We start from the raw sequence: 19,766 nt of genomic DNA, 5'->3' as shown, positions 1-19,766 counted from the left end.
GAGTAGTCCGGCGCGATCGGCCGGCTCAGAAAGCAGTTACTCGTACGCCGGGAGGCCCGCGGCCGGAGACGCTCGTGCCGAGCCGGGATCCGCTCGGCGTCCACGCCGCGAAGAAAACGTGTTCCGCGTCGACCCGGCGTACCGGACGCGACATCGGCAGTTCGGGCAGCAGCCGCGCGAACACCCGCCGTACCCGATGGACCCACCGGTGCGCCTGGCCGATCAGGAGGACGCCCGCCAGCAACGCACCCAGGTGGGTCCCCGTCATCATCAGGCTGCTCGCGATCGACATCCCGTGATGCATGGTGACCGAGTCCAACGCGACATGCACGAACAACTGCACCCCGGCCAAGACGAGCCCCGTCAGCAGCAGCTCCCCCGCCAGGTACTCGCCGAGCAGCCAGCAGACGGCGGCCAACGCCACCAGCGGAGGTACGACGCCCAGCGGCACGCCGCCGCCCCCGACGAGCGCATGACCGACCACCGCCACCGCGACGCTCAGCGCCGCGACCGCGGACGTCGTCCTGCTCTCGGTCGGCATGTGTATCCCCTCGCTCCAGTCACTCTACGGACCGGGGCGCCGCCTGGTTCCCTCAGTGCTGCGACGTGAACCGCAGTACGGCGTCGCGGAACGCGTCCGGCTCCTCGACGTGACCGAAATGACCGCTCTCCTTCAGCACCACGAGCTCGGCCCCGGGGATCCCGTCGGCCAGCTCACGGGCCGAGTTCTCCGGGCAGATGAAGTCCGCGGTCCCGACGAGCACCAGCGTCGGTACGGTGATCTCACCGAGCCGTCCGCGGATGTCCCAGAGCGTGTCCTGCCGGTTCGGGTCGACGGTGAGGTCGACCGTCTGCTTCCACTCCCCGATCCGCGGGTCGATCGCCTCGAAGTCGTTGAAGTACACGGGCAGCAGCCGCTCGAGCGCGTCGAGCTCGGCCTCGCGACCGACCGGCTGCTCCTGCCACGCCGCGAGCACCTGCGCCGCGATCGGATCGCCGGCCGGCCGCGCCGCGACGTACGCCTCGAGATTCTTGAACGCCTGCGCCCCGAGCTCCGGGCCGTTGTAGGCCATCGAGTCATAGGCGATCACGCCGCGCAGCCGCTCGGGGTGGTCGAGCGCGGTCTGCAACGCGACGAAGCCGCCGTGCGAGTGACCGAGCAGGAAGACCGGCTCGGCGCCGAGATGTCGAGCAAGCTGCTCGACGAAGGACGCGTACCTCTCCATCGAGTAGTCGCCGTCCGGGAGCAGGTCCGAGTTCCCGGTACCGACCGGTTCGACGTACACCATCGTCAGGTGCTGCTCGAGGTCCGGCATCCGCAGGTACGGCCAGTGCACCCCCGGTCCACCCGGATGCGCGATACACACCGGCCCACTGCCGTACATGTGGTAGCTGACCCGGACACCGTCGAGCATGACTTGAGGCACGGAAAAAGTGTGCCGTAGTCGTGCAACCATTCATGCGGCCCACCACGTTCGACTCGGCATGACTGGGGAGCGCCGCGCGTGAGAGCGGAGACGGAGCAGGACTACGTCGAGTTTGTGACGCATCACGCCAACTCTCTGTGCCGGACCGCTTACCTTCTGTGCGGCGATTGGCGGCGGGCCGAGGACGCGACCCAGGAGGCCCTGATCCGGCTGTACCGGGTCTGGGGCCGGATCCAGCGCAAGGGCGCGGTCGGTGCGTACGCGCGGAAGGTCGTGGTCTCCACCACCCTCGACGCGCTGCGCCGCAAGTCCAGCCAGGAGGTCGTCGGCGGCGACGAGTAGTTCGCCAACGAGGCCGACGCCGACGCGTTGGGCGTCGTCGAGAACCGGATGGTGATCACCAAGGCCCTCGCCGAGCTACCGCCCCGGCAGCGAGCGTGCGTCGTACTGCGGTATTTCGACGAACTGTCCGTCGACGAGACCGCGATCGCCCTCGACTGCCGACCCGGAACCGTGAAGAGCCAGACGTTGCGCGCCCTGGAGAAGCTGCGCGCCCATCCGTCCCTGGCCGAACTCTCCGACCTGGTGGGGATGAAATGACGGGCGAACTGAAGACCTTGATGGACCAGGCCACCGACCGCGGTACGTCGTTCGCACCCGACGTGACCGAACTGGTCGCGGCCGGTCGGCACCGGACCCGGCGCCGTCGCGCGATGCTGGGCGCAGCCACGGTCGTCGGCACCGCGACTGCTGTGGTCGCCGTACTGCTGGTGGGCCGGATCGGAGACCCCCGGACGAAGCCGCAGCCGGCGACCGTCTCCCAGCCGGCTGCGATCACCGACCTGTGCGCGAGGTCCGACGACTTCTTCCGGACCGCGAACGACGACGCCTGGCGACGGCAGGTGGTCGCCAACTGGACCGACAAGGTCGTCGAGGTGAGCGATGCCGACGGCGCGATGACGGTCCGCCGGTCGCCCGACGGATCGCAGTACGCATACTGCGTGGCGGGGGTGCCGATCCAGAAGCAACCGCTGGGCGGGTTCGGGGCGACGCTGCTGAACGTCGGCATCGTCACCCGCGCGTACCAGATCCAGCGCTACTGGAGCATGGGGTGCGGCAACGGGCCGGTGGAGAGGGATTACCGGCAGACCAGTTGCACGGGTGTGCGGTACAGCTACGCGGGCCGGGTGCCGGAGGGAGTCACCCGGATCGCGTTCACCGGCCTCGGGCAGCAAGGCGACGCCACCGTCAAGGACGGGTACTGGGTGCACCGCGTCTACACGGACGACATCAGGAAGGGGAACACCGACCCGATCTACATCACGATGTACAACGACTCCGGACAGGCGGTGTTCAAGGAGCGGTACTGACGTCCTGCGATGATGTGCGGATGGACGTAGCTGTGCTGGAGATCGGGGGAAGCCACGTCACGGCGGCCGTGGTGGCGCCCGGCACGTGGGACGTGACCGAGGTGGACCGGGCGAAGCTCGAGTCGCAGCAGGCTGCCGAGGTGGTGGTCGAGCAGCTCGCGGAGACGGCCCGGAAGTTGCCGCTGGCAAACGGTCTGGCGGTCGCGCTCCCCGGTCCGTTCGACTTCGCCACCGGGGTCGCGTGGTACCGCGGGCAGGGCAAGTTCGACCAGCTGTACGGGTTCAACCTCGGCGCCGCGCTGAGCAGCGAGCTGGGCATCGACCGGTTGCTGTTCATGAACGACGCGGAGGCGTTCGCGGTCGGCGAGTGGACCGCGGGCGAGGTCCGCGGCGTCGAACGCTGCGTCGGCGTCACGATCGGCACCGGCATCGGTACGGCGTTCCTCGCCGACGGCCGCGTGGTCCGCGAGGGCGACTGCGTCCCGCCGGGCGGTGAGCTCTACAAGACGACGTACGCCGGGAAGCCCCTGGAGGACTCGATCTCCGCGCGCGCGATCCTCCGCAGGTACGCCGAGAGCACCGGAACCGAAGCCCCCGGCGTCAAGGAGATCGCCGACCAGGCCCGCACCGGCGACACCGCCGCGCAGGAGGTCCTGACAGCCTGCTTCACCGACCTGGCCGCCGCCCTGAAGCCCTGGCTGGACCGCTTCGGCGTAACAAGAACCGTTCTCGGCGGCTCGATCTCAGGAGCCTTCGACCTGGTCGAATCGGTCCTCGACTTCCCCGCCTCCGCGACGCACGACACCGAACAGTCCGCCCTGATCGGCGCCGCCGCCCACTACCTCCGGTCGTCGTGAACTGTCGGCGAACCCCGCTACGGTCGGGGGCGTGAAGATCGCCGGTCCTCGCCTGCGGGCGCAGCTCGAGTCCATCCTGCCCGACGAGATCGAGGACGAGGAGCGGTTGCTCGATCTGGGGCTGGAGGACGTGGATCTGAGTGATCTGGAGGCCGAGCACCTCGAGATCAGCGGTTGCCGGTTCACGCGGAGCAAGCTGGCCGGATCCGACCTGGAGAAGCTGATCCTGGTCGACACGGAGCTCACCCAGTGCGACCTGGCGAACTCCCGCTGGTCCGACGCGGCCCTGACCCGGGTCGCGATCACCGGCTCCCGGATGATCGGGTTCGCCGGACCGGGCGCGAACCTCCAGCACGTGACGATCCAGGACACCGTGCTCGACTTCGCGTCGTTCCGGTTCGCGAAGTTCTTCAAGGTCGAGCTCACCGACTGCCGCCTGCAGAGCGCCGACTTCGTCTCCGCCGACCTGACGGGCGCCGTGTTCCGGCGCTGCGACCTGTCCGGCGTGGAGTTCTCCCAGGTCAAGGCCGCCAAAGCGGTGTTCGTGGACTGCACCTGGGACGGCGCCAAGGGCCTCGCCTCGCTGTCCGGCGCGACAGTTGCAGCCTCCTCCCCGATCGACACTCTGGCATTCACCAGCGCGGTCACCGTCGCGAGCGGCATCACCCTGGCGCATCCCGACGACCTCGACTAGGTCCTGGGCGTGATCCGGCCCACGTAGGAGTACGACGTACGCCGGATAAGGTGGGCCCGTGACTGACTCGACGATCATCTACACCCACACCGACGAGGCTCCGGCGCTCGCCACGTACTCGTTCCTCCCTGTCGTCCAGGCGTACGCCGGCCAGGCCGGTGTCGGCGTGGAGACCCGGGACATTTCACTGGCCGGCCGGATCCTGGCGCTCTTCCCGGAGTACCTCAAGGAGGACCAGCGGATCGCGGACGCGCTCGCCGAGCTCGGCGAGCTGGCCAAGACGCCCGCGGCGAACATCATCAAGCTGCCGAACGTCTCGGCCTCGGTCCCGCAGCTGAAGGCAGCGATCGCCGAGCTGCAGTCCCAGGGTTACGCGCTGCCGGAGTACCCGGACGAGCCGAAGACCGACGAGGAGCGGGAGATCCAGGCCCGCTACGACAAGGTCAAGGGCTCCGCGGTGAACCCGGTGTTGCGCGAGGGCAACTCGGACCGCCGCGCCCCGGCCTCGGTGAAGAACTACGCCAAGGCCCACCCGCACCGGATGGGCGCCTGGAGCGCCGAGTCGAAGACCAACGTCGCGACCATGGACAACGACGACTTCCGCGCGACGGAGAAGTCGGTCGTGATCGAGTCCGCGGGCTCGCTGCGGATCGAGCTGGCCGGTGACGACGGCACCACGACGGTGCTGCGCGAGTCGGTCCCGGTGCTGACGGGCGAGGTCGTCGACGCGTCCGTCCTGCGCGTGGCGGCGCTGCGCGAGTTCCTGACCGCCCAGGTCGCCCGGGCGAAGGCCGAGGACGTGCTGTTCTCGGTGCACCTGAAGGCCACCATGATGAAGGTGTCGGACCCGATCATCTTCGGTCACGTCGTCCGCGCCTTCTTCCCGGAGACGTTCGCGCAGTACGGCGACGTGCTCGCGAAGGCCGGCCTGACCCCGAACGACGGCCTCGGCGGCATCCTGCACGGGATCGCGAACCTGCCGGAAGGTGCCGAGATCAAGGCCTCCTTCGACGCCGAGCTGGCCGCCGGCCCGAAGCTCGCGATGGTCGACTCGGACAAGGGCATCACCAACCTGCACGTCCCGTCCGACGTCATCGTCGACGCGTCGATGCCGGCCATGGTCCGTACGTCGGGGCACATGTGGGGCCCGGACGGCGAGGAGCACGACACCCTCGCCGTACTGCCGGACCACAGCTACTCCGGTATCTACCAGGTCGTACTCGACGACTGCCGCGCGAACGGCGCGTTCGACCCCGCCACCATGGGCTCGGTGCCGAACGTCGGCCTGATGGCGCAGAAGGCCGAGGAGTACGGCTCGCACGACAAGACCTTCGAGATCCAGACGACCGGCACCGTCCGGCTGGTGAACCAGGCCGGCGACGTCGTGCTCGAGCAGGCGGTCTCGGCCGGTGACATCTTCCGCGCCTGCCAGACCAAGGACGCCCCGATCCAGGACTGGGTCAAGCTGGCCGTCAACCGGGCCCGCGCCACCGGCGACCCGGCGGTGTTCTGGCTGGACGAGACCCGTGCCCACGACGCCCAGATCATCACGAAGGTCCAGAAGTACCTGTTCGACCACGACACCGAGGGTCTGGACATCCGGATCCTGGCGCCCGTCGACGCGATCAAGCTGTCGCTGGAGCGGATCCGCCGCGGCGAGAACACCATCTCGGTGACCGGCAACGTGCTGCGTGACTACCTGACCGACCTGTTCCCGATCCTCGAGCTGGGCACCAGCGCGAAGATGCTGTCGGTCGTCCCGCTGATGGCCGGCGGCGGCCTGTTCGAGACCGGAGCGGGCGGCTCGGCGCCGAAGCACGTGCAGCAGCTGGTCAAGGAGAACTACCTGCGCTGGGACAGCCTGGGCGAGTTCTTCGCGCTGGCCGCGAGCTTCGAGCACCTGGCCCAGGCGACCGGCAACGCGCGGGCGCAGGTCCTGGCCGACACCCTGGACCGGGCGACCGCCACGTTCCTGAACGAGGACAAGTCCCCGACCCGTCGCGTCGGGGGCATCGACAACCGCGGCAGCCACTTCTACCTGTCGCTGTACTGGGCACAGGAGCTGGCCGCGCAGACCGACGACGCGGACCTGGCCAAGGCCTTCGCCCCGCTCGCCGAGACCCTGGCCGCGAACGAGCAGACGATCGTCGACGAGCTGATCGCTGTCCAGGGCAGCCCGGCCGACCTCGGCGGCTACTACCAGCCGGACCCGGCCAAGGCAGCAGCCGTCATGCGCCCGTCAAAGACCTGGAACGACGCTCTGGCTTCCCTGTAACCGCCACACCGCACAACCGCCAGGGCGAGCCGACCAACCTCGACCCCAGACCTCGCGTCGGCTCATCTCTCTCCCAGCTCCCGGTGCCCGCAAGGGCGCCGGGAGCTGCTTGTTCTGCTGAGGAAATGCGTGGCCGCCACCCGGTCGCGTTCCTACACTGGCGGGCATGACAGCTTCCCGATCCGTGCTTGCCGCGCAGGCAACGGACTTTCCGCGATGGTTCCAGGATGTGATTGCCAAGGCCGAGCTCGCTGACAACGGGCCGGTGCGGGGGACCATGGTGGTGCGACCGTACGGATACGGGATCTGGGAACTGTTGCAGGAGGCAATGAATCGCCGGATCAAGGCGACCGGGGCGCAGAACGCGTACTTTCCGTTGCTGATTCCGGAGAGCTACCTGCAGCGCGAGGCCGAGCACGTCGAGGGCTTCAGCCCGGAGCTCGCGGTCGTGACGCATGCCGGCGGCAAACAACTCGAGGAGCCCGCCATCATCCGGCCGACCTCGGAAACCGTTGTCGGCGAATATCTGGCCAAGTGGATCCAGAGCTACCGGGACCTCCCGCTGCTGCTGAACCAATGGGCGAACGTCGTCCGCTGGGAGCTGCGCCCGCGCCTGTTCCTGCGCACCACCGAATTCCTTTGGCAGGAAGGACATACCGCGCACGCCTCCGCCGAGGACGCCCGCGCCTTCGCGACGAAGATCCTGTACGACGTCTACCGCGAGGTCATGGTCGACGTGCTGGCGATCCCGGTCGTCGTCGGCCGCAAGACGCGGCGAGAACGGTTCGCAGGCGCTGTGAACACGATGACGCTCGAAGCGATGACGGGTGACGGCAAGGCCCTGCAGATGGGTACGTCGCACGAGCTCGGGCAGAACTTCGCGCACGCGTTCGGCATCGGATACCTGTCGAGCGAGGGACGGCGTGAGCTCGCGTGGACCACCTCCTGGGGCAGCAGTACCCGGATGGTCGGCGGCCTGATCATGGTGCACGGCGACGACGCGGGCCTCCGGGTCCCGCCTGCAGTCGCTCCGGTGCAGGTCGTCGTACTCGCCGTCAAGGATGAGGCGATCGCGGCGGCCCGCGGTATCGCCGACGAGCTGACAGCGGCCGGACTGCGCGTCACCGTCGACGACCGCGCCGACCAGCCGTTCGGGCGACGCGCGGTGAACTGGGAGCTCAAGGGCGTCCCGATCCGCATCGAGGTCGGCCCCCGCGACCTCGCCGCCGGCAACGCCACCGTCGTACGACGACTGCGCGACTCCGCCAAGGCCGCCGTCAGCCTGACCGAACTCACGGCCCACGTCGTCGCCGCGATCGAAGCGGACCAGGCTTACCTGCTGGCCGATGCAACCGCCAGGCAGACCGCCCGCATCACCGCCGCCTCCACCATCGACGAGGCGATCGAGGCTGCCGCGTCCGGCTGGGCGCGCATCCCGTACGACGCCGTGGGCGAGCAGGGCGAGGACCGCCTGGCCGAATCGGGCATCACCGTCCGCTGCCTGCAACGCTCGGACGGCTCGCTGCCGCTGAACGACGACGAGCCGGACCTGGTCGCCTACGTGGCCCGCTCGTACTAGCGGGCCAGGTACCTGCGGACGTCGTCGGCCACCTGGGAGCGGTAGCGGAAACCGTATTTGCGGAGGATCGCGCTGAGGTGGGTCTTGACGGTGTTGAGGCTGACGCCGAGCTCAGCCGCCAGCTGGTCGTTGTCGAGACCGTCGGTCAGCAGGACGGCGACGGCCTGCTGGGCCTTCGTCAGACTGCTGAACCGGCGCTCGGGGCCCTCGTCGGTCTCCATCAGCATCTCGATCAGCTCGGACTGGATGTGCTCGGCGGCGTCGACGATCCGCCCCAGGTGCCTGTGGACGGCGGTGCCCACGTCCGGCTCGGCCAGCGCCTCGGCCGCGATCTCCCGGATCGATGCGACCCGGTGCGTCAGGTACTCCATCACGTGGTCGGACGTCAGCAGGTTCGGGCCGACGTCGCCCGCGGGCAGCCGGCGCAACGACTCCCGGTCCTCCCCCTCACGGGTCAGTACCCGCTCGACCACCTCGCACAGCCACTCGAACGCCCGCACCGCGTTGTCGTCGTACGACCCGCGCTCGTAGCTCTGCATCGAGAGCATCCCGAACAGCTGATCGGGCCCGTCCTTGGTGGGCCGGAAGATCGGCACCGTCACCGCGTCCTCTGACCGTCGCTTCAGGTCCCCCACCGGTACGCCGGCGTGCAGCGTGGAACCGTTGTCGTAGGCGAACCGGTAGGTGTGCCGGTTCTTGATCAGCCAGGCCGTCTGCCCGTTCGGCCCGAAGATGTGGGTGTCCGGGTTCACGTACTCTCCATCGTCGTACCCGTACGGGTAGCGCACCCGGCTGCTGCCTTGCAGGAACCCGACGTAGAAGGCGTCGACGCGCGCGATCTTCCCGGCCACCACCCGGACGTAGTCGTACAGGCTGTAATGGTCGGACCGGAACAACGCCTCGATCTTGTGGTATGCCTCGCGCAGGATGATCGCGGTCTCCGCGTCAATCCTCAGCGGGGCGACCTTGTCTGCCTCCACAACGTCGGCTCCCCACACACACCTCTGCTGTATCGATCCCTCGACTATCGCGCTGTACCAGCGACTTGCCAAGTGATGCAGTGGAACATGTGGTGAAAAGCCGGTCGTGGGTGGTACCTCCAGGCTCCCGAGTCGCCCTCCCAAGCCTCGGCCGAACCCCGGCACCACCCACGACCACGAGCAGGACACCTATACCTGTTGAGCCCCCGCGTCGATCGGTCCCGCCGCCCCCGGCGTGACCCCGACCCCCCGACGGATGGTTCGGTGCCCTTCCTCCCCCTGTTGACTACACCGTGCCACCGATCGCCCAGCGTGACCATCGCCCGGCGCATGATCTTGCCGGGCCCGGAGTCTCATTCCGGGGATGAGGACGCTGTAGTCGATTACAGCCAACTGGTGTCGAGCGGCTTGCCCTCGGCGTACCCGGCGGCCGTCTGCAGGCCGACGACGGCGCGCTCGTGGTACTCGGTCAGGTTGGCTGCGCCGACGTACGTGCAGGAGCTGCGGATGCCGGACACGATCGAGTCCAGCAGGTCCTCGACGCTCGGGTTCTCCGGGTCCAGGTACATCCGGGCGGTCGAGATACCCTCCTCGAAGATGCTCTTCCGGGCCCGCTGGAACGGCGAGTCCTCGGCGGTCCGGGACCGGACGGCTCGGGCCGACGCCATCCCGAAGCTCTCCTTGTAGATCCGGCCCTGGCTGTCCCGGTGCGGGTCGCCGGGCGACTCGTACGTACCGGCGAACCAGGATCCGATCATCACGCTCGACGCCCCCGCGGCCAGCGCGAGCGCGACATCACGCGGATGCCGTACGCCGCCGTCCGCCCAGACGTGCTTGCCGAGCTCGCGCGCCCTGGTCGCGCACTCCAGCACGGCGGAGAACTGCGGGCGCCCGACGGCCGTCTGCATCCGGGTCGTGCACATCGCACCCGGACCGACGCCGACCTTCACGATGTCCGCCCCGGCGTTCACCAGGTCCGTGACACCTTCGGCGGTGACGACGTTTCCGGCCACGATCGGCACCTGCGGGCCGAGAGCGCGAACCCGTTCGACGACCTCGAGCATCCGCTCCTGGTGACCGTGCGCGGTGTCGATGACGAGAACGTCCACACCGACGTCCAGCAACGCCTTCGCCTTCTGCTCGGCATCGCGGTTGATCCCGATCGCGGCGGCCACGCGGAGCTTGCCACCGGCATCGAGGGCCGGTTCGTACAGGGTGGCGCGAAGGGCACGCTGGCGGGTGAGGATGCCCACGATCCGGCCGTCCGCGTCAACAACCGGAGCGAGCCGGTGCCGGCCATCGTGCAGCTGGTCGAACGCCCTCTCGGGGTCGATCCCGTGGGGAACCGTCAGTAGCTCGCGGGACATGACCGCATCCAGCTGGGTGAACCGGTCGACGCCGGAGCAGTCGGCCTCCGTCACCACACCGACCGGCCGCCCCTGGTCGACGACGATCACCGCGCCGTGGTTGCGCTTCGGCAGCAGGTTGAGCGCCTCGCCGACGGTCCCGGTCGGCGGCAGGGTCAAGGCGGTGTCGTGGACCGGATCCCGTTCCTTGATCCAGGCAACCACGTCCGCGACCACATCGACCGGGATGTCCTGCGGAATCACCGCGAGACCACCACAACGCGCGATCGTCTCGGCCATCCGCCGCCCCGACACCGCGGTCATGTTTGCCGCAACCACCGGAATCGACGCCCCGGTCCCGTCCGACGTCTTGAGATCCACATCCAGCCGGGACGCCACCCCCGACCGGTTGGGCACCAGAAACACGTCACTGAAGGTCAGATCTCCCGCCGGCTCCCGATCATGATGAAACCGCATGCCAGACCCCTTCCACCCGTATCCAAACCCAGCCAGCCTGCCACGCCCCCAACCAGATTGAAAGCAGCCAGAAAGCACGGCACGGCCCGTCGGCGCACATACCGTCGCCACCCCAACACAAGCAGCGACGAACAGCACACGAACCCTGATTGACCAGTCGCTCTGCTAGGGAAGGTTTTGGGTGGGGAAGCCGAGGTCTCCAACCGAGGGTGGACCCTCGGCATCCCAGACTCTGGCATACGCCCCTGCCACGAGCGGCCAGATCTGTTGCAGGCCGTCTTCGACCGACTCGATCTCCTTGGCGACGTCTCCGGAAACGACGAACTCGTGTGGGATGACGCGACCGGCCGCATCTTTCCGACCTAACGGATCGGGAAACCGCAGCGCGACCTTCCCTGCCGCACGGCGCCACGTGGCCGGCTCGTCCTCGAGACCCGCGAAGCTACGTTCGTAGTCCAAGAGTGGGTCGGACCGCCCTCCGTTGAGGAGGAAGCGGAACCCCCAGGAGCGCCCACGAGTGGCCCAGATGAGGCTCTCGGGTATGCCCTCAGAGCTCACTTGAGGCTCCTGATGAGCAGCTTGTCCTTGACGCCTTGGTCCAGGTCCAGCCTGAACTGCGTGAGCGTCGCGGTCAGGAAGTCGTGGTCCTTCCGAGCCTGGGAATTGATCTCCCTGACTTGCGACCCAGCCATCTTGGCGGCCGCAACGAGGACAGGGAGCGCGACCTTAACGACTGGGCCGACCCTCGGCAACTTCGCCAACAACTTGTCGACACTGAGGAGCTTGCCGCCCACAAGGACCCCAGCCACGGTCTCAGCGCCGTCCGCCAGGGTGTCGAGTACCTTCCGGGGGATCTCCATCCGTTCGTTCCATTGAACGCGGCGCTCCAGGGGAAGCATTGAAGCCACCGGCAGGATGAGATCGAGCCCGACCCGTTGGGTCACATCGATCTCCGCCGGCTCCGCGCCGGCCACGGAGAGTTCGAACTTGGCCGATGAGAGCAGCATGAAGTCCTCGCCCACCGAGAGCGCGTCAGGAGTGTCCACAAAGTCCTTGAGCGTCGAGCGCAGGTCGTCGAGGTGGCTCGCCGCCCTTTCGATCACGAGATCGCGGAACGAGTAGACGTCCCAGTCTGGGAAGAGATCCGCCTTCGACAGGGCCATGATCCAGATGCGCGGGAACTCGACGAGGCGGTCCTCGTCGTCCAGGAGGTCGTCCTTGAGTCGCAGCACGCCTTGGCGGAAGTTCGTCAGGAGCGACTTGAGGTACCGTTCCTCCTCGCCCGCATAGTCCAGCAACTTCTGGCCATCCACCAGCAGGAGCGCGACATCGGAACGCAGCAGTGACCGGAAGGTGTCGACGCGACGATTGGCCTCTTCCTCGCTGCTCGGCGACTCCTCGAACCATTCCCCCGGGTAGTCGTGCCACGCGAGTCGCAGGGCGTCGAATGGCCTCTTCTTCGCCGCGGCGTTGTCTCCACCCTTGAGCTTCACCGAGAAGTAGTAAGTGGTGGCCGCGAATCGGGTGGGTGCCGGCGCCCTCCCGCGGTCTCGCATGCCGAGGTAGTTCTGGTAGAGCCGGTTGCCCTGGCCGGTGTCGTCTGCGACGAGGTCCCACAGGTCATTCGAATACGAGCCCTCCTGCGTGGGGCCGAAGAACGAGGAAACGAGCACCGTCTTCCCGGAGCCGCTCTCTCCGAAAACGGCGATATGCTGCTCGCGGATCCTGGGGTATTTCGCCATGCCGCGAACGTACCGCAAACGCTTGGCTCACCCGCGGATACCGAAGATTTAACGCAAGGCCCCATCAGCCGGCCCACGTGGGCTGGGGTCCACTGTTCCGTGGACGGATACGTCGTACCGGCCATCGACGAAACGGCCGCGTCTGTCAGTCCCGGCCTCGGCGCTGATACGGAGGCCCAGGCCATCACAATTCCGGCACGTGGGCCGCTGCACGCTCACACCTTCCGTCGCAGTGCAATTGTGAGGGCCTGGACCCCTACGGCTGGACTCCGCGGCTTTTGCCGTGGTCAGCGGTCGAGGCGGAGGTCCGGTCGTGGTGAGGAGTCTGCGCGAGCTTGTCCGAAGCCGGAGGTCGCCAGTCGTCGCGACGTTGCCAAGGGCACCTGGCCGGAGAAGGCGTGTGCAACCGCGCGATTCGCATCGAGTTCGGCTCGGCGCTGGGCTTGGTTCTGCTTGAGGCTCGGCATGCGATCACCGAACACATTGAGACCCGGCTGACGATCATGGAGGTTTCGATTGAGCCGGGCGCACGTGTGCTCGTAGATGTTGCCGGACCCTTGCCGCGGCTTCCCAGCCAGCAACTCCCGGCGGGGAAGGTCGCCAGGCCCGGCAGGCGGCATCTCCCGAAACACCAGCCGATAGTCCGCCTTCCGCTGCGGATCGGACTGCAGATAAGCAGTCACACAGTCCCGCAAATCCCCCTTCCCAGCCTCATACCCCAGCGTGTGCCGCCCGTCAGTCGTCCCCTCGCCAAGTCGCCGATCTGTTTCAGCACCTGACGATGGAGGTATCCGGCAGGGCCTCGCGGGTCCTTCTCCGCAGCCGCCGCAAGACGCATCAGGTCAACCGCGAACTCTTTGCCAAGAAGAATCTCGTACCTCGGCGAGTCCTCGCTCATTGCGAGTTGTCTTCTCGCCGCGCGCCCTCCGCCTCCTCACGCTTCTCCTGGCGAATCTCCTCGAGCACCTGCTGGCTGTACGGCCCCATCATCGCGGCGATCTCGTCGAGAGTCATGGCACGGCTGGTCGGGAGTGGTTCGGTGGCGTAGACGCGGCGGGTCGTCGATCGTGCCGGGTGGGGGTTCGTCGTCGCCACGCAGTTGGCGGTACTGCGAGGTCGACATGATCACGGCCTCCGGCTCACCGCCATCACCCCACACCACCGGCGCAAACGCCCCGGCCCGAATCGCGGCCACCATCGACCCCAGCTCCGCACCCACGACCTCAGCCGAAACCACCCCAGGACGACGCTCGAACTTCGACTCACCCCCAAGATCCTCGAACTGGTCGTAGGTCAGCAGCACCGCCTCCTGCACCCCGTCATCACCGAAGCTGAACGGCATGGTCTGCCCGTGACGGAACCGAGCGAGCACCCCGACAACATCCCGCCGTACGTCATCCACCGACCGAATCGCAGAACCTTCAGTAGCCACAGCCCGACTCTACGACGCCGCCGCCTACACAAGCCGCTTATCCACAGCCTCCGTCCACGCTTGCAGGAAGCTGCAGAGCTGTGGATATCCGGGTCGGTGAACACCCTCCGTATGCGACGCTTAACTCGCCAGCACCAGAGAACGGAGCCCTCCATGCCGCGCCGACCGGCCCTCGGAACCACCACCGCAGCCCTCTGCGCCCTCCTAGCGCTGACCGCCTGCCAAGGCTCCCCAGAAGCCGGCCAACCGAACACGGCCCCGCCGCCGTCCACCTCAGATCCCACCTCCTCCCCCACTCCGTCCCCGACTCCCAGCAACACGCCTGAGGACGTGGCTGTGGCCGCGGCTTCGGTTGCGTACCGAGGGTTCGTCGCCGCGACGGACGCGATGTACAGGAGCGGCGGCCGCAACGTGACAGCACTGAATAAGTACGCGAGCGGCGTGATGCTGAAAGCCGAACTCGTCGAGGCAGAGAAGTTCCGCGGTTACAAATGGCACTCCGTCGGAAGTCTGCAGGTCGTCTGGATCAAGCCGTTGAGCATCGGCAAGCCGAATGCCAGTGGTCAGATCGACAGCCTGATCCTCAGCGCGTGCGTCGACTCCTCCAAGGCCGGCGCCGTGGACTCCAAAGGCAAGAGTGTCAGACTCCCTGGAACACCGAACCAAACCGTTGACGAGATGCGCATGCGCCGCGTCCAAGGCTCTTGGAAAGCTGACTTCGCGCAGAGCAGGAAACCCACGAAATGCTGACGTCCAAGCTCCTTGGCGTCGCCGCGATTCTGTCGGTCCTCGGAACATCCGCCGCATTCGCTGACCCAACACCCGACTCACCCGGGTGCGTCACCGGCTGGAGCGCTGGACAATGCGTCTACTCCGTGGGCGATGACGGTCATCCGCCGACCGTTTCCGTCAAGACAACGCCCGGAGCCAAGAAGACCGGTGAGTCTGCCTGCGTCTGGGAAGGGCAGGTGGTGCCATGCCGGACCGAGGACGGGTTCTTTGATGCAGCATCAGGATGCTATCTGCATCCGCTGGCCGGGCCCAGATCTTTGGTCTCCCCGAGCGAAGTCAGCGACTATCCGCCGGGTACAAAGTTCTACGAATGCTGGTTGATTCTTGGAGTCGACGAGGGCAGGCCGGTCGTCCAGATCACGCCCGAGTCTGTAAACCGGCCGCCGGGTGAGACGCGGACAATCGATCCGCGGGTTGCGGCTCGGCAGGTGGTGGAGACGATGAACTTTGTTGCGCCGCAGTTGCGAGTTTCGCCGTACGTGCAGAGTGCGGACCACGTCGGCATCGTCAACGTGCCGATCTGGATGTGGGTGACCGATCCTGGGCCGACGACGACTGGACCGCAGACGAAGACCGCGGCGCTCGGCGGCGTCTCTATCATCGCGACGGGCACCGTTGACCGCATCGAGTGGTCGATGGGTGCCGGTGACACCGTCACTTGTTAAGGCGCTGGCACCGCGTTCACCCGCGAGATGGCGGTCGGCAAGTCGCTAAAAGACGTGCCCTCATCCCCTACGTGCGGCTACAAGTACAGCAAGGCTTCCCGGTGCGAGAAGGCCGGCGCGTACAACGTCACGGCGACGGCGTACTGGACCGTCCACTGGACCGGCGGCGGCATGCAGGGCGATATCCCTCTCGACTTCAGCCGCTCCATCCCCCTCCGGGTAACCGACCTCCGACCCGTCCTGGTCGACCCAGACGGCGGCTCGGCACAGCCGTCGACGCCGCCGCGCTCCTGCAGCAACTGAGGCCGCGGTAGCCAGAAGGCCGGCTCCATCGACGGAGCCGGCCTTCCGGTCAGACAGTTGGGAAAGAAAGTTGCAACTGGTGACAAATTCTTTCCCGCGAGTCCTGCAGCGTGCTGCTTAGCGGTGGAGGTCGAAGCGGTCGAGTTCCATGACCTTGTGCCAGGCGGAGACGAACTCGTTGACGAACTTCTCCTTGGCGTCGTCGCTGGCGTAGACCTCGGCGAGGGCGCGGAGTTCGGAGTTCGAGCCGAAGACCAGGTCGGCGCGGGTGCCGGTCCACTTGACCTCACCGTTGACGGTGGCCTCGAACGTCTCCTGGCTCTCGTCCGTGGCGTGCCACTCGGTGCCTAGGTCGAGCAGGTTCACGAAGAAGTCGTTCGTGAGCGTGCCGGGGTTGTCGGTCAGTACGCCGTACTTCGAACCGTCGTAGTTCGCACCGAGAACGCGGAGGCCGCCGACCAGGACCGTCAGCTCCGGAGCGCTCAGCTTGAGCAGGTTCGCGCGGTCGAGCAGCAGGTACTCGGCCGGGAGCCGGTTGCCCTTGCCGTAGTAGTTGCGGAACCCGTCCGCAACCGGCTCGAGCGCGGCGAACGAGTCGACGTCGGTCTCCTCCGCCGACGCGTCCACCCGACCAGGCGTGAACGGTACGACGACGTCGTACCCGGCGTTCTTCGCCGCGATCTCCACACCGACGCCGCCGGCGAGAACGATCACGTCGGCCAGCGAGACCGGCTTCCCGAACGACTGCTGGATGCCCTCGAGCGTCCGCAGTACCTGCGCGAGCTGGTCGGGGTTGTTGACCTCCCAGCCGATCTGCGGCTGCAGGCGGATGCGCGCACCGTTGGCGCCACCACGCTTGTCACTGCCCCGGAACGTCGAAGCCGACGCCCACGCGGTCGAGACCAGCTGCGACACCGACAGGCCGGATGCGGAGATCGCGGCCTTCAGCGCGGTCACGTCGGCGTCGTTGATCAGCTCGTGGTCGACGGCCGGCAGCGGGTCCTGCCAGATCAGCACCTCGCTCGGGACCTCGGGGCCGAGGTACCGGACGCGCGGGCCCATGTCGCGGTGGGTCAGCTTGTACCAGGCGCGCGCGAACGCGTCCGCGAACTCGTCCGGGTTGTCCTTGAACCGTCGCGAGATCGGCTCGTAGATCGGGTCGAACCGCAGCGACAGGTCGGTGGTCAGCATGGTCGGCAGCTTCTTCGGGCCGTCGTACGCGTCCGGGATGATCGCCTCGGCGTCCTTCGCGACCCACTGGTTGGCACCGGACGGGCTCTTGCTGAGCTCCCACTCGTAGCCGAACAGGATCTCGAAGAAGTCGTTCGTCCACTGGGTCGGCTTCGTGGTCCAGGTGACCTCGAGGCCGCTGGTGATCGCGTCCTTGCCCTTGCCGGTGTTGTAGGCGCTCTTCCAGCCCAGGCCCATCTGCTCGATCGGGGCGCCCTCGGGCTCCGCACCGACGTTCTCCGCCGGGCCGGCACCGTGGGTCTTGCCGAACGTGTGCCCCCCGGCGATCAGCGCGACGGTCTCCTCGTCGTTCATCGCCATCCGGCCGAACGTCTCGCGGATGTCGCGAGCCGCCGCGACCGGGTCCGGGTTGCCGTTCGGGCCTTCCGGGTTCACGTAGATGAGGCCCATCTGGACCGCACCGAGCGGGCGCTCGAGGTCGCGGTCACCGGAGTACCGCTTGTCGTCCAGCCAGGTGGTCTCCGGACCCCAGTACACGTCCGTCTCCGGCTCCCACACGTCCTCGCGACCACCGGCGTACCCGAAGGTCTTGAAGCCCATGGTCTCCAGCGCGACGTTGCCGGTGAGGATCAGCAGGTCGGCCCAGGAGATCTTCTGACCGTACTTCTTCTTCACCGGCCACAGCAGCCGGCGGGCCTTGTCCAGGTTGCCGTTGTCCGGCCAGCTGTTCAGCGGCGCGAACCGCTGCTGCCCGGCGCCCGCGCCACCGCGGCCGTCGTGGATCCGGTACGTGCCGGCGCTGTGCCAGGCCATCCGGATCATCAGCGGGCCGTAGTTCCCGAAGTCGGCCGGCCACCAGTCCTGCGAGGTCGTCAGTACTTCGGCGATGTCCGCCTTCACGGCGGCAAGGTCGAGGGTCTGGAACTCGGCGGCGTAGTCGAACTCCTCGCCGAGCGGGTTGGCAACGGCCGGATTCTTGGCCAGGATCTTCAGGTTCAGCTGGTTCGGCCACCACTCACGGTTGGCGTTCCCGCTGGTCGGGTGCACGCCCTGACCGTGGTTCACCGGGCAGCCACCGGTCTCGCCGTCGCCGCGGCTCTCCGCGGTGGCCTCGCCGGGCAGGGGCTCATGGTTCTCGGACATCAGATTCCTTCCAGGACTGGACGTTTTCAAAGGAAGTCAGGTACGTCGTGCGCAGTCCGCGCACCGGCCCCAATAGATGACCTCGGCCTCGTCGACGACGAACCCGTGGTCGTCGGACGCGGTCAGACAGGGCGCATGCCCGACCGCACAGTCGACGTCGGCGATGGCGCCGCACGACCGGCAGACAACGTGATGATGGTTGTCACCCACGCGCGATTCGTACCGCGCCACCGATCCCAGCGGCTGGATCCGCCGTACCAGGCCCGCCGCTGTCAACGTGTGCAGCGAGTCGTACACCGCCTGGTGCGACGCCTGCGGCAATTCGTTGCGCACGGCACCGATAATCGAATCGGTGTCCGCATGCGGATGCCCGTACACCGCGGCCAGCACCGCCAGCCGCGGCCGAGTCACCCGCAACGAAGCCCCACGCAACAACCCCTGAAGCTCCTCAACCGACGGCACGCCCAGAGTCTCCCGTGTTTTCTGGAATGAGTCAAGATTAGCTGATGTCTCATATTTGGACGGACGGCCCATCCCCCGCGCGAAGCGGCGTTCAGGGCTGGAGGTTCTCCAGGTCCTCGAGCAGGCTCGGGTGCTGGGGGTTCCAGTTGAGGGTCTGGCGGGTGTGGGCGCTGGACGACGGCTGGTCGGTTGCGAAGATCGGGCCGAGCGGACCGTACGTCGCCTCGGGGACAGACTCGACCGGCAGACCGAGGCGCCGGCCGATGACCGTTGCGATGTCGCGTACGGCGTCACCCTCGTCATCCACCGCATGCCAGGCGGTTCCCGCCGGCGCGTTCTCGAGGACCAGCCGGAACAGGACCGCTGCATCAAGCGCGTGTACGGCGGGCCAACGCTGCGTACCGTCACCGGGATACCCGGAGACACCGCTCTGGCGCGCGATCTGCGTGAGCAAGCCGGCGAATCCGCCGTCGCCCTGATTGTGGACAGTGCGCGGCATGCGGACAGCCGCACTTCGGACACCGCGCGACGCCAGTTCCAGCGTCGCCATGACGGAGCGGCCGCGACCACCGACCGGTCCATCGAGGGGCAGCGGGTCAGCTTCCGTAGACGGCCTGCCGGGCACCCACGGCGTACCCGACACCGTGACGAGCGGACGATCGCTGCCGACCAGCTCGTCCCCCAAGGTCTGCAGCGCGGCGCTCTCCTCGGCGACCCCCGCCGCGAGCGCCTCCGGGCTGCTGAAGTCGTTGCTGAAGGCAAGGTGAATCACACCGTCGGACTTGGCCGCACCGGTACGCAGTACATCCAGGTCGGCAAGGCTGCCGCGAACGGTCGCCGCACCCACCTCCCGGAGAGCCGCCTCGGACGATTCGGAACGGGCGAGCGCAAGCACGGAGTGCCCGTTGTCGAGCAACTCGCGGACGACGGCCGAACCGATCAGGCCGGTGCCGCCGGTGACGAAGACCTGCATGAGACGCTCCTCGATGTCATGGGACCTTTGTCTCATCACCGTAGCACTCGACGGGACA

General features: G+C 67.5%; 19 protein-coding genes. 10 read left to right on the top strand and 9 right to left on the bottom strand.

The window, feature by feature from the left end; all coding sequences use genetic code 11:
* Nucleotides 1–25: 25 nt before the first annotated feature.
* Together EV647_RS23450 and EV647_RS23445 are read right to left on the bottom strand one after the other, a co-directional pair.
* Entirely contained in the window at nucleotides 26–541 is a 516-nt protein-coding gene (locus tag EV647_RS23450) for a hypothetical protein (RefSeq protein ID WP_134006345.1), read from the bottom strand.
* 52 nt (nucleotides 542–593) lie between these two features.
* A complete protein-coding gene (locus tag EV647_RS23445) occupies nucleotides 594–1,427 on the bottom strand; it encodes an alpha/beta fold hydrolase (RefSeq protein WP_202871176.1) in 834 nt (277 codons plus the stop codon).
* 78 nt (nucleotides 1,428–1,505) lie between these two features.
* Here EV647_RS23445 and EV647_RS42635 point away from each other — a divergent pair, with 78 nt between their 5' ends.
* From EV647_RS42635 to proS, 7 genes are all read left to right on the top strand, one after another.
* On the top strand, nucleotides 1,506–1,769 hold the full coding sequence (locus EV647_RS42635) for a sigma factor (RefSeq protein WP_202876292.1): 264 nt from the start codon (nucleotides 1,506–1,508) through the stop codon (nucleotides 1,767–1,769).
* A 27-nt stretch (nucleotides 1,770–1,796) separates the two neighbouring features.
* Nucleotides 1,797–2,027 carry a sigma-70 family RNA polymerase sigma factor gene (locus EV647_RS42630; protein WP_202876291.1) on the top strand — a complete coding sequence of 77 codons (231 nt, stop codon included), beginning with the start codon at nucleotides 1,797–1,799 and terminating at the stop codon, nucleotides 2,025–2,027.
* Entirely contained in the window at nucleotides 2,024–2,797 is a 774-nt protein-coding gene (locus EV647_RS23435) for a hypothetical protein (RefSeq protein ID WP_134006342.1), read from the top strand. The genes EV647_RS42630 and EV647_RS23435 overlap by 4 nt, the downstream gene beginning before the upstream one ends.
* Nucleotides 2,798–2,817: 20 nt before the next feature.
* Nucleotides 2,818–3,654: an ROK family protein gene (locus tag EV647_RS23430; RefSeq protein WP_134006341.1), complete on the top strand. Its 837-nt coding sequence runs from the start codon at nucleotides 2,818–2,820 to the stop codon at nucleotides 3,652–3,654.
* Nucleotides 3,655–3,685: 31 nt separating this feature from the next.
* A complete protein-coding gene (locus EV647_RS23425; RefSeq protein ID WP_238177354.1) occupies nucleotides 3,686–4,348 on the top strand; it encodes a pentapeptide repeat-containing protein in 663 nt (220 codons plus the stop codon).
* A gap of 58 nt (nucleotides 4,349–4,406) precedes the next feature.
* Nucleotides 4,407–6,623 carry an NADP-dependent isocitrate dehydrogenase gene (locus tag EV647_RS23420; protein ID WP_134006340.1) on the top strand — a complete coding sequence of 739 codons (2,217 nt, stop codon included), beginning with the start codon at nucleotides 4,407–4,409 and terminating at the stop codon, nucleotides 6,621–6,623.
* Nucleotides 6,624–6,789: 166 nt separating this feature from the next.
* The gene (proS, locus tag EV647_RS23415) at nucleotides 6,790–8,202 is read left to right on the top strand and encodes a proline--tRNA ligase (protein ID WP_134006339.1); all 1,413 of its coding nucleotides are present in this window, start codon (nucleotides 6,790–6,792) and stop codon (nucleotides 8,200–8,202) included.
* On the opposite strand, the gene EV647_RS23410 is transcribed toward proS, so the two are convergent.
* From EV647_RS23410 to EV647_RS23390, 4 genes are all read right to left on the bottom strand, one after another.
* Complete coding sequence (locus tag EV647_RS23410) at nucleotides 8,199–9,182, bottom strand: helix-turn-helix transcriptional regulator (protein ID WP_134006338.1); 984 nt, start codon at nucleotides 9,180–9,182, stop codon at nucleotides 8,199–8,201. The two genes, proS and EV647_RS23410, sit on opposite strands and share 4 nt — an antisense overlap.
* A gap of 383 nt (nucleotides 9,183–9,565) precedes the next feature.
* Nucleotides 9,566–11,005, bottom strand: coding sequence for a GuaB1 family IMP dehydrogenase-related protein (locus EV647_RS23405; RefSeq protein WP_134006337.1), 1,440 nt, complete (start codon nucleotides 11,003–11,005; stop codon nucleotides 9,566–9,568).
* Between the two features lie 554 nt (nucleotides 11,006–11,559).
* Entirely contained in the window at nucleotides 11,560–12,747 is a 1,188-nt protein-coding gene (locus tag EV647_RS23395; protein WP_134006336.1) for an ATP/GTP-binding protein, read from the bottom strand.
* 894 nt (nucleotides 12,748–13,641) lie between these two features.
* Nucleotides 13,642–13,842 carry a hypothetical protein gene (locus tag EV647_RS23390; protein ID WP_134006334.1) on the bottom strand — a complete coding sequence of 67 codons (201 nt, stop codon included), beginning with the start codon at nucleotides 13,840–13,842 and terminating at the stop codon, nucleotides 13,642–13,644.
* 673 nt (nucleotides 13,843–14,515) lie between these two features.
* Between EV647_RS23390 and EV647_RS23385 the strand changes: the two genes are divergently transcribed.
* The 3 genes from EV647_RS23385 to EV647_RS23375 are packed head-to-tail and all read left to right on the top strand — an operon-like array spanning nucleotide 14,516 to nucleotide 15,939.
* A complete protein-coding gene (locus tag EV647_RS23385) occupies nucleotides 14,516–14,929 on the top strand; it encodes a hypothetical protein (protein WP_134006332.1) in 414 nt (137 codons plus the stop codon).
* Complete coding sequence (locus tag EV647_RS23380; protein ID WP_134006330.1) at nucleotides 14,923–15,636, top strand: hypothetical protein; 714 nt, start codon at nucleotides 14,923–14,925, stop codon at nucleotides 15,634–15,636. The genes EV647_RS23385 and EV647_RS23380 overlap by 7 nt, the downstream gene beginning before the upstream one ends.
* A gap of 54 nt (nucleotides 15,637–15,690) precedes the next feature.
* Complete coding sequence (locus EV647_RS23375) at nucleotides 15,691–15,939, top strand: hypothetical protein (RefSeq protein ID WP_134006328.1); 249 nt, start codon at nucleotides 15,691–15,693, stop codon at nucleotides 15,937–15,939.
* A gap of 117 nt (nucleotides 15,940–16,056) precedes the next feature.
* Here the strand turns inward: EV647_RS23375 and katG are convergent, their stop codons facing one another.
* From katG to EV647_RS23360, 3 genes are all read right to left on the bottom strand, one after another.
* Nucleotides 16,057–18,273 (bottom strand): catalase/peroxidase HPI, encoded by a 2,217-nt coding sequence (gene katG, locus EV647_RS23370; RefSeq protein WP_134006326.1) that lies wholly within the window; start codon nucleotides 18,271–18,273, stop codon nucleotides 16,057–16,059.
* 36 nt (nucleotides 18,274–18,309) lie between these two features.
* Nucleotides 18,310–18,735, bottom strand: coding sequence for a Fur family transcriptional regulator (locus EV647_RS23365; protein ID WP_238177353.1), 426 nt, complete (start codon nucleotides 18,733–18,735; stop codon nucleotides 18,310–18,312).
* Nucleotides 18,736–18,826: 91 nt separating this feature from the next.
* A complete protein-coding gene (locus EV647_RS23360; RefSeq protein WP_134006322.1) occupies nucleotides 18,827–19,708 on the bottom strand; it encodes an SDR family oxidoreductase in 882 nt (293 codons plus the stop codon).
* Between the last annotated feature and the right edge of the window lie 58 nt (nucleotides 19,709–19,766).

Origin of the sequence: Kribbella sp. VKM Ac-2566, assembly GCF_004366005.1 — a bacterium.
GTDB lineage: Bacteria > Actinomycetota > Actinomycetes > Propionibacteriales > Kribbellaceae > Kribbella > Kribbella pratensis.
The sequence above is the reverse complement of the archived record's forward strand: the minus strand, read 5'-3'. Positions and strand labels throughout refer to the sequence as shown.

What these genes read in the sequence shown, in the direction of transcription:
- EV647_RS23405 (WP_134006337.1), bottom strand. Translation starts at nt 11,005, where the DNA reads ATGCGGTTTCATCATGATCGGGAGCCGGCGGGAGATCTGACCTTCAGT.
- EV647_RS23450 (WP_134006345.1), bottom strand. Translation starts at nt 541, where the DNA reads ATGCCGACCGAGAGCAGGACGACGTCCGCGGTCGCGGCGCTGAGCGTC.
- EV647_RS23380 (WP_134006330.1), top strand. Translation starts at nt 14,923, where the DNA reads ATGCTGACGTCCAAGCTCCTTGGCGTCGCCGCGATTCTGTCGGTCCTC.
- EV647_RS23360 (WP_134006322.1), bottom strand. Translation starts at nt 19,708, where the DNA reads ATGCAGGTCTTCGTCACCGGCGGCACCGGCCTGATCGGTTCGGCCGTC.
- EV647_RS23395 (WP_134006336.1), bottom strand. Translation starts at nt 12,747, where the DNA reads ATGGCGAAATACCCCAGGATCCGCGAGCAGCATATCGCCGTTTTCGGA.
- katG (WP_134006326.1), bottom strand. Translation starts at nt 18,273, where the DNA reads ATGTCCGAGAACCATGAGCCCCTGCCCGGCGAGGCCACCGCGGAGAGC.
- EV647_RS23435 (WP_134006342.1), top strand. Translation starts at nt 2,024, where the DNA reads ATGACGGGCGAACTGAAGACCTTGATGGACCAGGCCACCGACCGCGGT.
- proS (WP_134006339.1), top strand. Translation starts at nt 6,790, where the DNA reads ATGACAGCTTCCCGATCCGTGCTTGCCGCGCAGGCAACGGACTTTCCG.
- EV647_RS23430 (WP_134006341.1), top strand. Translation starts at nt 2,818, where the DNA reads ATGGACGTAGCTGTGCTGGAGATCGGGGGAAGCCACGTCACGGCGGCC.